The organism is Nonomuraea sp. NPDC005983 (assembly GCF_040614375.1).
Lineage (GTDB): Bacteria > Actinomycetota > Actinomycetes > Streptosporangiales > Streptosporangiaceae > Nonomuraea.
The window spans coordinates 23,358-35,261 of record NZ_JBEXUP010000022.1 but is presented as its reverse complement, the minus strand read 5'-3'; the positions used below and the strand labels follow the sequence as shown (position 1 = coordinate 35,261).

The window sequence follows — 11,904 nt, the reverse complement described above, 5'->3', positions numbered from 1 at the left end:
CGTGCTTTCCGCCGCGAGAACCAAACCGGCCCCCTGGCCCAGCGCCCAAGACGGACGCGATGGCGGGACTTCTGGCGCGGCTGCGTGCGCTCAACGGGCCTTTTTCGGGAATCTCACAAGGTGAGAAGCATCACAGAGGAGATGATCGATACGTTTCTCGAGACCGGCGGAGAAGCGGCACGGACCTCGATTGCCGCCGCGCACTCCGCTGTGTATATCCTTCGCAATCAGCCTGAGCTACCTGGAATCGTACGTGCCAGGGCGAGTGGGACTGCCGTGACGGGCCGCGCACTCGATCTGGAAACGGACGGCCCTCCCCCTGTGCGGTCCTGCCCGCAGTTGACCGCTCGGGCCAACCTGAGTTCCGATGATCTCGCGGTGACCAGACACGCCCTCACCGCCGTGGCAGAAGTGAAGGTGAGAGCGTGACAGACGACGGCCCGCGCGTACCGAAGTACTACGACGTGAAACGGAGCCTGCTCGAACTCACGAAGACGCTGTCTCCGGGCACCGCGCTGCCGCCCGAGCGGACCCTCGCCGTCCGGTTCGAGACCTCGCGCACCACGGTCCGGCAGGCGCTGACGGAGCTGGTCGTCGAGGGCCGGCTGCTGCGCATCCAGGGCAAGGGGACGTTCGTCGCCCAGCCCAAGGTGGCGCAGGTCCTCCAGCTCACGTCGTACATCGGCGACCTGCGCACGGCGGGCCTGGAGCCCGACACCAAGATCCTCGAGATCGGCTACGTCACGGCCGACGAGGCGCTCGCGCGGCGGCTGGCCATCAACCCGGGCGGGCGCGTGCTGCGCATCCACCGCCTGCGGCTGGCCAACGGCGAGCCCGTCTCCATCGACACGACCCACCTGTCGGCCCGCCGCTTCCCGAGGCTGCGCCGCGAGCTGGAGGTGCACTCCTCGCTGTACGAGACGCTGCACAACGCCTACAACGTGCGGCTGACGGACGCCGAGGAGATCATCGAGACGGTGCTGGCCACGCCGTACGACGCGAAGGCGCTGGGCGTGGACGTGGGCCTGCCCATGCTCCTGCTCACCCGCCACGCCTTCGACGCCGACGGCAACCCGGTGGAGTGGGCGCAGTCGCTGTACCGCGGCGACCGCTACAAGTTCGTCACCCGCCTGCGCCGCCCGTGAGTGACGCGCCTGCGCCCATGAGCGATCCGACGCCGCCCGCGAGGAACGCGCCTGCGCCCGTGAACCATCCGACGCCGCCCGTGAACCGCCTGTGAACGGCTCTAGCAGGCGGCCTCCGGTAGGGCGCAGATCTTCACGGTCATCTCCTCGGCCTGGGCGATCAGGCCGCGGAAGCGCTTGATCGGCAGGCTCTTCGACGGCCAGGCACTCTCCTCCACGATGTAGAGCGCGCTGCCCCTGCGCGTCGCCACCGCCTGCTCGCCGCTCTCGAAGAAGCGGCTCCCCGCCCGCAGCCCCTCGTCTCCCACGGCGAGGGGCTTGGTGAACCACCGGTAGTGGTCGTGGCCTCTCCCGACGTCCGCGCATCTCCTCAGGTCGGCGCGCAGGACGCGCAGGGCCTTCTTCGCGTGGGCGACGTCCTTGTAGACGACGAGTTGTTCGGACTTCCACCGGTCCTCTGCGCTGTAGGAGGCCGTCCTGGCCTCCAGGCGGCCGCTGTCGGCGCGGAGGCGGCGGAAGCAGGGGTTCAGCGCCAGCGGCACCGTCCTGGAGTCGCTCACCTGATAGGTCTCCCCCGGCTTCGCCGGCGGGTGGGACTCCAGGAACAGCGTGCCCTGAGGAATCCCGCCCGTCAGGCCCGTCCCCGCCAGTACCGCCGCGACAGCCACACTTAATGGCAGCATCTCTCACCCTCCCCGTTCTCATCCCATGAGATGCAAGACACCCCCAACTCGTTCGCCTATTTCGGGACTTATTAGCAAGGCGGGGTGATGATGCAGGCATGGCAAAGGCCCTCGAACAACCCGTCCCCGGCATCACCGTCGGCCACGCGCTGCTCGCCCGCGCCAACGGCGCGGCCCAGCCGGTGGACAGGATCGTGCACGACGGCGACACGATCAACATCGCGGCCGACGGCAACTTCGGCGTCCGCCTGCTCGGCGTGGACGCCCCCGAGGTCAGCTTCGAGCTGCCCCGCAACCCGAACTTCCCCGACTTCCCCAAGGGCTTCGTCGACATCGGCGACCCCGCCTGGACGACCTTCCTCACCGACCCGTTCGCCAAGGGCTACCAGGACCTCGAGCTGCGCTCCGCCCTGCGCGCCCACCTGCTGACCAGGCTGGGCCCGCAGACGGCCGCCAACCACGCCGCGCACGCGGCCCCCGCCACCCGCGCGCTCAAGGACATGATCAAGCTCGACATCACCGAGCAGGGCCTCGACGAGACCACCTTCAAGATCAGGCTGGCCTTCGCGCACGAGATCCTCGACCGGTACGGCCGGCTGCTCTGCTACGTCAACCGCGACCAGAAGCAGCCGCCGCGCCCGCCCGCCTACAACGAGCGGCTGCTGGCGGCCGGGCACGTCGTCCCGTACTTCATCTGGCCCAACGTGGACCCGTTCGTCCGCCAGCAGGACCGGGTGGCCGACGCGGTGCCCGCGCCGGGCGACGTCAGGGCCCTCGCCGAGTCCGGCGCGCTGGGCAGGGCCAGGCAGGCTGTGCGGCAGGCCCGCGACGCCGGGCTCGGCCTCTGGGACCACGCGGGCCCGCTCATGTTGCTCCCGTTCGAGCTGCGCTTCCTCGCCCAGCGCCGGGCCCCGGACCGCTACCTGATCGACCTGTCGGACAACGCCAAGGAGCTGCTCCACCCGCAGAGCTACTTCCGCGTCCCCAACCCGGAGGACCGCCTGTTCGTCAACGCCGAGCACGCTCCGCTCTTCGGCGCGAAGGGCTGGTCGGTACCGCCGATGTGACGGTGCTGTGACGGTGGGGGTAGCCCCACCATCGCCTCGCCCACCAGGCCCCTGTCGAGCGGGCCCGGCGAGTCCATACCGTGGGGGACATGAAAGTCCCCCGCCCGTGGTCCTCCCGGGCCTGGCTCGACACGGCCCACGTGGTGATCGGGCTGCCCGTCGCCGTGGTCCTGTGCGGGCTGACCATCGTGCTCGCCGTGGCGCCCCGCGTCCTGCGCCGCCGCCTGCCCTGGTTCACCTCGGTGCAGCGCTCCCGCTTCGCCGCCTTCCTCGGCGCGGACATCCCACGCATCGAGGCGCCCGCCGACTGGCGCGCCCGCGCCACGTGGCGGCAGCTCGGCTACCACCTGCTCTCCCCCGTGGTGGGCCTGGTGGGCGCCGTCCTGGTCGCGGTCGCGTGGGGGGCGGCCGTGGTGGGGCTGACGGGGTTCGCCCAGCCGCTGCTGTACCCGCCGCCCATGGTGTTCCTGTTCGACCTCAGGAACCCGGTCGTGGCCGCCGCCTACGCCGCGGCCGGGCTCGTGCTGCTGCTGCTCGCGCCCGTCCTGGCACGGGCGATGGCCGCGCTCGACCTGGCGGTGGCCCGCACCCTGCTCGGGCCCAGCCGTGACGAGCTGGACCGGCGGATCGAGACGCTCACCGAGAGCCGCGCAGGGGTGATCGACGCCGCCGACGCCGAGCGCCGCCGCATCGAGCGCGACCTGCACGACGGCGCGCAGCAGCGGCTGGTCTCGCTCGCCATGAACCTGGGCCTGGCCCGCGCCACGCTGACCGACCTGCCGGAACCGGCCCGTGAGGCGCTCGCCCAGGCGCACGAGGAGGCCAAGCAGGCGCTCAAGGAGCTGCGCGACCTCGTCCGCGGCCTGCACCCGGCCGTGCTCAACGACCAGGGCCTGGACGCGGCGCTCTCCGGCGTCGCCGCGCGGGCCCCCATCCCGGTACGGCTGCGCGTCGACATCGAGCGGCGTACCTCTCCGACCATCGAGGCGGTGGCGTTCTTCATCGTGTCAGAGGCACTCACCAACATCGCCAAGCACGCGGCGGCCACCAAGGCCGAGGTGGACGTGCGGCGCGAGCGCGACCGGCTGCACGTCCTGGTCTGGGACGACGGCCGCGGCGGCGCCGGGTTCGACGGCGGCACCGGGCTGCGCGGCCTGGCCCAGCGCATCGACTCCGTCGACGGGACGTTCCGGCTGAGCAGCCCGTTCGGCGGGCCCACGACGATCGAGGTGGAACTGCCGTGCGAGTAGTGCTGGCCGAGGACTCCGTCCTGCTGCGCGAGGGCCTGATCCGGCTGCTCGAGGCCGCGGGCATGCGGGTGGTCGCCGCCGTGGCCGAGGCCGAGGGGCTGCTGCGCGCCGTGGAAGAGCACCGGCCCGAGCTGGTCGTCACCGACGTGCGGATGCCGCCCACGCACACCGACGAGGGCCTGCGGGCCGCGCTCGTGCTGCGCCGCCAGCAGCCCGGCCTGGCCGTGCTGGTGCTCTCGCAGTACGTGGAGGAGCGCTACGCCGCGCAGCTGCTGGCCTCGGCGACCGGCGGCGTCGGCTACCTGCTGAAGGACCGGGTGGCGGACGTGGCCGAGTTCATCGACGCGCTGCGCAGGGTGGGGGCGGGCGGCACCGCCCTCGACCCGGAGGTGGTCTCCCAGCTGCTGCTGCGCGGCCACAGCGACCCGCTCGACCGGCTGACGCCCAGGGAACGCGAGGTCCTGAAGCTGATGGCCGAGGGCCGCTCCAACGCGGGCATCGGCCAGGAACTGGTGCTCAGCGAGGGGGCGGTGGGCAAGCACATCGGCAACATCTTCAGCAAGCTCGACCTCTCCCCCGCCGAGGGCGACCACCGCCGGGTGCTCGCCGTGCTGCGCTTTCTCAAGATCAGGAGTCTGCCATGAGGGCGGTCTGGCTCGTCCTGGGCGCCGTGACGACCGCGCTCGCCCTGCTGCTGTCCACCGCGGCGATCTGGAACGGCTTCGCCAAGGCCGGCCTGCCCACCGAGGCCGCGGGCTGGTCCATCCCGTTCCGGGCCGCCTCGCTCAAGATCGAGGTGGGTGAGGGCGACATCGGTCTCAACGTCCTGGCCGGCAAGGCCGGACAGGTGGTGGTCGACCGGACCATGAGATGGTCCCGCGACAAGCCCGTCAGCACCGAGAAATGGGAGAACGGCACCCTGCGGCTCGACGCCGCCTGCTCCGGCTCCGACCGGCGCTCCAGGCCTCTCTGCCAGGTCTTCTACGACGTCTTCGTCCCGCCGGAGGCGTCCGTCGAGGCCACGACGGGCAGCAATCCGCTCATGGTGTCCGGCCTCTACGGCGACGTCCGCGTCACCTCGACCGCCGGCGACCTGATTCTGATCAGCGTCGCGGGCGCGGTCCGGGCCCGGAGCGGCACGGGCGAGATCAAGGCCCGCGAGCTCAGCGGCGGCCAGGTCGACGCCGAGACCGGCGAAGGCAGCGTGGACCTGTCCTTCCGCACCAGGCCGACCAGCGTGAAGGCGGTGATCAGAGCCTCGGGCGACGTGAACCTGTCGGTGCCCGGCGGCTCCTACGACGTCACGTCGGACGCCGAGGGAAGCAGGATCGACGTCAAGAGAGAGCCCGGCTCCGCCAGGAAGATCATCGCTCGGACGCCCGACGGTTCGGTCTTCGTCTGCTGCCACCAGTGAAGATCGTCTAGGTTGGGGGCAGACGAGCAAAGGAGCCCGATGGCCGGCACGATCGACACCAGCGTCCCCCACTCCGCGCGCATCTGGAACTACTGGCTGGGGGGCAAGGACAACTACGAGGTCGACAGGATCGCGGGCGAGCAGTTCCTGCAGATCTTCCCGGGCATGCGCGAGGGCGCTCTCGCGTCCAGGGCCTTCCTGACCCGCACCATCGCCTGGCTGGCGGGCGAGGCCGGCATCAGGCAGTTCCTGGACATCGGCACCGGCCTGCCCACCGCCGACAACACCCACGAGATCGCCCAGCGCGTCGCCCCCGAGTCGCGCGTCGTCTACGCCGACAACGACCCGCTCGTGCTCGCCCACGCCCGCGCCCTGCTGACCAGCGCGCCGGAGGGCGCCACCGACTACGTCGACGCCGACGTGCGCGACCCGGGCGCGATCCTGGCCGCCGCCGCCGCGACGCTCGACTTCGCCCGGCCGATCGCGCTCAACCTGAGCGGCATCATGGGCCACGTCGCGGACGACGAGCAGGCGCTGGCGATCGTCCGTCACCTGCTCGACGCGCTGCCGCCGGGCAGCTACCTGGCGCTCAACGACGGCAGCAACGTCCACAGCGCCGCCAACCAGCAGGCGCACCAGGAGTACAACGAGAGCGGGGCGCTGCCGTACGTCCAGCGCAGCCCCGAGCAGATCGCCCGTTTCTTCGACGGCCTGGAGCTGATCGAGCCCGGTCTGGTGTCGGTCTCGCGCTGGCGCCCCCTGGGCATCCGCGAGCCCGCCGAGGTCGACGGCTATGGCGCGGTTGGACGTAAGCCTTAAGGTCTGTTTACTCCTGTGACTCGTTGGTAAGTACCCGGGCATGGAGTCTGCGAAGCACGCCGGCGACGCCGCTGTCGCCGTTTCCAAGGCCTACGGCGTCGAGACCATGTTCACCCTCTCAGGAGGGCATGTCTTCCCGCTCTACGACGGCGCGGTGCACGAGGGCATGCGCATCCTCGACGTGCGTCACGAGCAGAGTGCCGTGTTCGCCGCCGAGGCGACGGCCCGGCTGACGAGGGCTCCGGGGCTGGCCGTGCTGACCGCCGGCCCGGGTATCACGAACGGGGTCAGCGGAGTCGCGACGGCCCACTTCAACGGCTCCCCCGTGGTCGTCATGGGCGGGCGGGCGCCGCAGTCGCGCTGGGGCAGCGGAGCCCTGCAGGAGCTGGACCACCCGCCGCTGCTCGGCCCCATCACCAAGCTGGCCTTCACCGCGAGCGCCGCCGACTCGGTCGGGCAGGACGTCGAGATGGCCTTCCGCACGGCCGTCGCGCCGCACCGCGGCCCGGTCTTCCTCGACGTCGCCATGGACCACCTGTTCGCCCCCTCGCCCGCGCACGAGGTGCGTACCCAGTCGCCGTCGCCGCTGGAGCCCGACCCCGACGCGCTGCGCGTCATCGCCGGGCTGATCGCCGAGGCCGAACGTCCGGTGCTGGTGTACGGCTCGGACGTGTGGATGGACCGGGCCGAGGAGGCCGCCCGCGACTTCGCCGAGGCCTGGCGGCTGCCGGTCATCCCCAACGGCCAGGGCCGGGGCATCCTGCCCGCCGGTCACGACCTGCTCGTCACGCGCGCCCGCGGGCTCGCCTTCTCCCAGGCCGACCTGGTCATCGTCGTCGGCACGCCGCTCGACTTCCGCCTCGGCTACGGCTGGTTCGGCGGCAAGGACGGCGCCCCGCTGGCCAAGGTGGTCCACCTCGCCGACGCGCCGTCGCAGCTCGCCACGCACATGCAGCCGGTCGCCTCGGCCGCGGGCGACCTGTCGGTGGTGCTGTGGAGCCTCGGCGCCGCCTGCGGCGACGTGGGCGTCAAGCCGACGCGGTACTCGTCCTGGGTCACCAGGCTCGCCGAGACGGCAGCGGCGGCCATCGCCGGAGACGCCGGCCTGCTGGCGTCCGACAGCGACCCCATCCACCCCATGCGCATCTACGGCGAGCTGGCCAAGGTGCTCGCCGACGACGCCGTGGTCATCGGCGACGGCGGCGACTTCGTCTCCTACGCGGGCAAGTACGTCGAGCCGAAGCAGCCGGGCAACTGGCTCGACCCCGGCCCCTACGGCTGCCTCGGAACCGGGCTCGGCTACGCGATCGCCGCCCGGCTGGCCAGGCCGTCCTCGCAGGTGGTGCTGCTGCTGGGCGACGGCGCCGCAGGGTTCTCCCTGATGGACGTCGACACCCTGGTGCGGCACAACCTCCCGGTCGTGATGGTCTGCGGCAACAACGGCATCTGGGGGCTGGAGAAGCACCCCATGCAGCTGCTGTACGGCTACGACGTGGCCGCGGAGCTGCGCCCGCAGACCCGCTACGACCAGGTGGTGACCGCGCTGGGCGGCGGCGGCGAGCTGGTCACCAGGCCGTCGGAGATCGGGCCGGCGCTGCGGCGGGCCTTCGACTCGGGAGTTCCGTACCTGGTGAACATCGCCACGGACCCGCAGGTCGCCTACCCCCGCAACACGACCGGCGTCTGACGCCTACTTGACGGTGCCCGTCGCGGAGGGCGACGGCGCACCCGTCGGGCACGACACGGCCGGGATGAGGACCATACTGACGGGCTTGCGCTCCTCCAACTGCTCGCCCGCCTTCGGGAACGTCTCGCCCACCATCAGGCACTCCGGCGGTGTCTTGCCCTGGGTCTGGTCGTCCGTCTTGATCGTGAACCCGGCGTCGAGGACGATCTTCCTGGCGTCGAGGTAGGGCAGGTCCACCACGGCCGGCACCGGCTTCTTCGTGACCGGCTTCTTCGTGGCGCTCGGCGTGCTCGTCGGCTTCTTCGTCGTCGACGGAGTGGCCGAGGGAGTGCTGGTAGGAGTGCTGGTCGTGGTGCGTGTCGGCCTGCGGGTCGGCGGATCGGGCTCCGGATCGGCCTCCCTCGCGGTGGGCGTCGGCTCCTCCTCGCGAGTCTCTCTGGGCGCCGGTTTCGTGGTCTTGGTCCGCGCGGGGGCGTGCGTGATGCTCTCGGACGCGGCGGCGTTGCTCGCCGTCTTCGTGGGATCGGGGTCGCCTTCGGTGGTCATGCCGGTCAGCGCGATCGCCGTGGCGCCCGCACCGAGCACCACCGCCGCGGCGAGCCCGGCCACCAGGCCGCCCCTGCGGCGCGCCTTGGCCGCGCGCCTGCTTCCGGGCTGCCTCGCCCCCGCGACGGTCGCCACCGCCTCTTCAGGGGCCGCCTGGTGGGCGCCCGTCTGGTACGCCTCCACCGGCGGCGCCATCGTGGCGCCCGTGACCGGCGCGACCGGTTCCGGCGTGGCCGGCTGGCCTGCCGCGGCCTGCCGCGCGGCCTCGCTCATCGCCCTGGCGCTCGGGTGTCGCCTGTCGGGGTCCTTCGACAGCGCCCGCTCCACCAGCGCGCGCACCGGCGGCGGAATCTCCGCGGGCAGGGGCGGCGGCGCCTCGCGGATGTGCTTGAGCGCGATCGTGACGGCGCTGTCGCCGTCGAACGGCCGCTGCCCCACCAGGCACTCGTACGCGACCACGCCGAGCGCGTAGACGTCGACGGCCGGCGTGACGGGCGCGCCCTCGGCCTGCTCGGGCGCGCAGTAGGCGGCCGTGCCGAGCACCATGCCGGCGTCGGTGAGCCGGTTGGCCAAGTCGGAGCGGGCGATGCCGAAGTCGGTCAGCACCAGCGTGCCGTCGCGCTGCACCAGCAGGTTGCCCGGCTTCACGTCACGATGCACGATCCCCTGGTCGTGCACCGCCTGCAACGCCGAGGCGGCCTGCGCGATCAGCTCCATGGCCGACTGTGGCGGGATGCGGCCGAGCCTCGCCAGCAGCCTGTCGAGCGGCTCGCCGTCGACGAACTTCATCACCAGGTAGACGGTGTCGCCGCTGACGCCGTAGTCGTAGACGTCGACGACCCCCGGATGGTTGATCGTCGCCATCGCCCGCGCCTCCGCCTGGAAGCGGGCGACGAAGCCGGGATCGTCCATGCGGCCCGGGAGCAGCACCTTGACTGCGACGGTGCGGGCAAGGACGATGTCCTCGCCCCGCCACACCTCGCCCATGCCTCCGGCGCCTATGCGGGTATCCAGACGATACCGCCCCGCCAGCGTCGTCCCTTGGGCTACCATGACTCCCCCGTTACCCCCTACCTCTACAACCTCTCCCACCCCAGGGTTTTCTTAACTAAGCGAACTTGTGTCGCGGTGAGGTAACGCAGAGGTCACGGAACTTCGAGAGTGTACGGCTCACGAGTCCCATATGCCACTTGAATAGCTGCAAGCTGTACAAACATATCTTGCGGGCTGACGGCGGGACTTGTCCGGGTTTCCCGGAGATCAGCCGAGCCCCAGTAGGCTGCTCGCCATGACGCTCGCTCCGGGTCTCCGCTCCCAGCTGCTCATCATGGTCGAGAGGGAGGACACCGCGCAGAATGTCGGCAGCGGCGACGTGCCCGTTCTCGCCACGCCCCGGCTGCTCGCGCTCGCCGAGAGGGCCACGGTCGAAGCCGTGGGCCCGCACCTCGCGCAGGGAGAGACGTCCGTCGGCACCCGGGTCGAGCTGGAGCACCTGGCCCCGAGCCCGCTGGGCACGCACGTCGAGATCAGCGCCCAGCTGACCGAGGTCGACGGCCGGCGGCTGGTCTTCCGATTCCAGGCCCGCGACATGCACGCCGTCGTGGGCCAGGGCACGATCGAGCGGGTGGTCGTCGACCGTGCCAGGTTCCTCGAACGCGCTACTCGATGACGGCGATCAGGTCGCCTTCCTGGATCACGTCGCCCTCGTTCACCTTGATCTGCGCCACGACGCCGTCGTCCTCGGCCAGAACCGGGATCTCCATCTTCATCGACTCGAGGATGACCAGCGTGTCGCCCTCCGAGACCTGGTCGCCCTCCTTGGCGACGACCTTCCAGACGTTGGCCACCATCTCCGCGTGAATCTCAGCCACCGAATCTCCCCTCGTCCTGTTGATCCAAGAATGCCATGTCCGTTAGGCCCGCATTCGCCCGACGAGGCCCGTGTCGTAGTCGCCGCTGCGGAATTCGGCGTCCTCCAGCAGTTCCGCGCAGAACGGCAGGTTGTTCTTCGGCCCCTCCACGATGAACTCCGCGACCGCCTTCCGGGCGTTCTCCAGTGCTTCCACGCGGTTCGCGCCGAACACACAGAGTTTGGCCATGAGCGGATCGTAGAACGGCGTGACCGTATTTCCCTCCTCGTAGCCGGAGTCGACACGGACACCGCTGCCTGACGGCTCGGACCATGCGGTGATCCTGCCAGGCCCGGGGAAGAAACGCTTGGGATCCTCCGCGTAGACGCGGAACTCGACGGCGTGCCCGCTCGGCACCACCCGCACCTCCGGGCTCTCGCCGGCGGCGACCCTGAGCTGCAGCTCGACCAGGTCGAGCCCGGTGACCAGCTCGGTGACCGGGTGCTCCACCTGGAGCCTGGTGTTCATCTCGAGGAACACGAAGTCCTGCTTGTCGGCGTCGACCAGGCACTCAACGGTGCCCGCGCCCAGGTAGCCGACGGCCTCGCCGGCCCGCACGGCCGCGGCCAGCATGCGCTCACGCAGCTCGGGCGTGATACCGGGCGACGGCGACTCCTCGACCACCTTCTGGTGGCGCCGCTGCACCGAGCAGTCGCGCTCGCCCAGTGCCAGCACCCTGCCGTCGGGCAGCCCGAGGATCTGCACCTCGACGTGGCGGGCCCGCTCGATGTAGCGCTCGAGCAGGATCGCGGGACCGGCGAGCGCGCCGCCCTCGCCGCCTGCGGCCGCCGCGAACCTGGCCGCTGCCCGGGCCGCCTGCTCGAACGCCTTGCCCAGGCCCTCCTCGTCGCGTGCGACGGACATCCCGATGCCGCCACCGCCGCCCGCGGTCTTCACCATGACGGGGTAGCCGATGCGCTCGGCCGCTTCGAGCGCCAGGCCGAGGTCGGTGACGGGCTCGCGGGTGCCCGCCGCGACCGGCACGCCCGCGTCCTCCATCAGGTTCCGGGCATTGATCTTGTCGCCCATCTGGTCGATGGACTCGGGAGACGGGCCGATCCACACCATTCCGGCGTCGATGACGGCCCTCGCGAACGCCGCGTTCTCCGACAGGAAACCGTAGCCGGGGTGTACGGCCTTCGCTCCGGTGTCGCGGGCGGCCCGCAGCACTTTGTCCGTGTCGAGGTAGCTCTGCGCCGGGTTGGCCGGGCCGATGAGGACGGCCTCGTCAGCCTCGCGCACGAACGGCAGGTCGGCGTCCGCGTCGGAGTACACGGCGACGGCGCGCAGCCCCAGCGCCTTGACCGTGCGGATGATGCGCCGCGCGATCTCTCCGCGGTTGGCGATCAGAACGGGTCCAAGCGTGTCACTAAGCACGCCGAC

General features: G+C 71.2%; 12 protein-coding genes. 8 read left to right on the top strand and 4 right to left on the bottom strand.

Annotation, left to right across the window (positions count from 1 at the left end; all coding sequences use genetic code 11):
• Positions 1 to 425 precede the first annotated feature (425 nt).
• Complete coding sequence (locus ABZ297_RS13170; RefSeq protein WP_350808247.1) at positions 426 to 1,145, top strand: GntR family transcriptional regulator; 720 nt, start codon at positions 426 to 428, stop codon at positions 1,143 to 1,145.
• Positions 1,146 to 1,246: 101 nt separating this feature from the next.
• Here ABZ297_RS13170 and ABZ297_RS13165 read toward each other — a convergent pair whose 3' ends face one another.
• Positions 1,247 to 1,828 carry a hypothetical protein gene (locus tag ABZ297_RS13165; protein WP_355344114.1) on the bottom strand — a complete coding sequence of 194 codons (582 nt, stop codon included), beginning with the start codon at positions 1,826 to 1,828 and terminating at the stop codon, positions 1,247 to 1,249.
• A 98-nt stretch (positions 1,829 to 1,926) separates the two neighbouring features.
• Here ABZ297_RS13165 and ABZ297_RS13160 point away from each other — a divergent pair, with 98 nt between their 5' ends.
• From ABZ297_RS13160 to ABZ297_RS13135, 6 genes are all read left to right on the top strand, one after another.
• A complete protein-coding gene (locus tag ABZ297_RS13160; RefSeq protein ID WP_355344111.1) occupies positions 1,927 to 2,895 on the top strand; it encodes a hypothetical protein in 969 nt (322 codons plus the stop codon).
• An 89-nt stretch (positions 2,896 to 2,984) separates the two neighbouring features.
• The gene (locus ABZ297_RS13155) at positions 2,985 to 4,145 is read left to right on the top strand and encodes a histidine kinase (protein ID WP_355344108.1); all 1,161 of its coding nucleotides are present in this window, start codon (positions 2,985 to 2,987) and stop codon (positions 4,143 to 4,145) included.
• Positions 4,136 to 4,789: a response regulator transcription factor gene (locus ABZ297_RS13150; protein ID WP_355344105.1), complete on the top strand. Its 654-nt coding sequence runs from the start codon at positions 4,136 to 4,138 to the stop codon at positions 4,787 to 4,789. Before ABZ297_RS13155 ends, ABZ297_RS13150 begins: the two co-directional genes overlap by 10 nt.
• A complete protein-coding gene (locus ABZ297_RS13145; protein ID WP_355344102.1) occupies positions 4,786 to 5,559 on the top strand; it encodes a hypothetical protein in 774 nt (257 codons plus the stop codon). The genes ABZ297_RS13150 and ABZ297_RS13145 overlap by 4 nt, the downstream gene beginning before the upstream one ends.
• 39 nt (positions 5,560 to 5,598) lie before the next feature.
• On the top strand, positions 5,599 to 6,378 hold the full coding sequence (locus ABZ297_RS13140) for an SAM-dependent methyltransferase (protein WP_355344099.1): 780 nt from the start codon (positions 5,599 to 5,601) through the stop codon (positions 6,376 to 6,378).
• Between the two features lie 40 nt (positions 6,379 to 6,418).
• A complete protein-coding gene (locus ABZ297_RS13135) occupies positions 6,419 to 8,065 on the top strand; it encodes an acetolactate synthase (protein WP_355344096.1) in 1,647 nt (548 codons plus the stop codon).
• 3 nt (positions 8,066 to 8,068) lie between these two features.
• Here the strand turns inward: ABZ297_RS13135 and ABZ297_RS13130 are convergent, their stop codons facing one another.
• Positions 8,069 to 9,664 carry a protein kinase gene (locus tag ABZ297_RS13130; protein WP_355344093.1) on the bottom strand — a complete coding sequence of 532 codons (1,596 nt, stop codon included), beginning with the start codon at positions 9,662 to 9,664 and terminating at the stop codon, positions 8,069 to 8,071.
• Positions 9,665 to 9,899: 235 nt separating this feature from the next.
• On the opposite strand from ABZ297_RS13130, the gene ABZ297_RS13125 reads away from it, so the two are divergent.
• Complete coding sequence (locus ABZ297_RS13125) at positions 9,900 to 10,280, top strand: thioesterase family protein (RefSeq protein ID WP_355344090.1); 381 nt, start codon at positions 9,900 to 9,902, stop codon at positions 10,278 to 10,280.
• On the opposite strand, the gene ABZ297_RS13120 is transcribed toward ABZ297_RS13125, so the two are convergent.
• Complete coding sequence (locus tag ABZ297_RS13120; RefSeq protein WP_355344087.1) at positions 10,270 to 10,482, bottom strand: biotin/lipoyl-binding carrier protein; 213 nt, start codon at positions 10,480 to 10,482, stop codon at positions 10,270 to 10,272. The genes ABZ297_RS13125 and ABZ297_RS13120 overlap by 11 nt on opposite strands.
• A gap of 42 nt (positions 10,483 to 10,524) precedes the next feature.
• Positions 10,525 to 11,898, bottom strand: a complete 1,374-nt coding sequence (locus tag ABZ297_RS13115; RefSeq protein ID WP_355344084.1) for a biotin carboxylase N-terminal domain-containing protein — start codon at positions 11,896 to 11,898, stop codon at positions 10,525 to 10,527.
• Between the last annotated feature and the right edge of the window lie 6 nt (positions 11,899 to 11,904).

What these genes read in the sequence shown, in the direction of transcription:
- ABZ297_RS13165 (WP_355344114.1), bottom strand. Translation starts at nt 1,828, where the DNA reads ATGCTGCCATTAAGTGTGGCTGTCGCGGCGGTACTGGCGGGGACGGGC.
- ABZ297_RS13160 (WP_355344111.1), top strand. Translation starts at nt 1,927, where the DNA reads ATGGCAAAGGCCCTCGAACAACCCGTCCCCGGCATCACCGTCGGCCAC.
- ABZ297_RS13155 (WP_355344108.1), top strand. Translation starts at nt 2,985, where the DNA reads ATGAAAGTCCCCCGCCCGTGGTCCTCCCGGGCCTGGCTCGACACGGCC.
- ABZ297_RS13145 (WP_355344102.1), top strand. Translation starts at nt 4,786, where the DNA reads ATGAGGGCGGTCTGGCTCGTCCTGGGCGCCGTGACGACCGCGCTCGCC.
- ABZ297_RS13140 (WP_355344099.1), top strand. Translation starts at nt 5,599, where the DNA reads ATGGCCGGCACGATCGACACCAGCGTCCCCCACTCCGCGCGCATCTGG.
- ABZ297_RS13135 (WP_355344096.1), top strand. Translation starts at nt 6,419, where the DNA reads ATGGAGTCTGCGAAGCACGCCGGCGACGCCGCTGTCGCCGTTTCCAAG.
- ABZ297_RS13130 (WP_355344093.1), bottom strand. Translation starts at nt 9,664, where the DNA reads ATGGTAGCCCAAGGGACGACGCTGGCGGGGCGGTATCGTCTGGATACC.
- ABZ297_RS13125 (WP_355344090.1), top strand. Translation starts at nt 9,900, where the DNA reads ATGACGCTCGCTCCGGGTCTCCGCTCCCAGCTGCTCATCATGGTCGAG.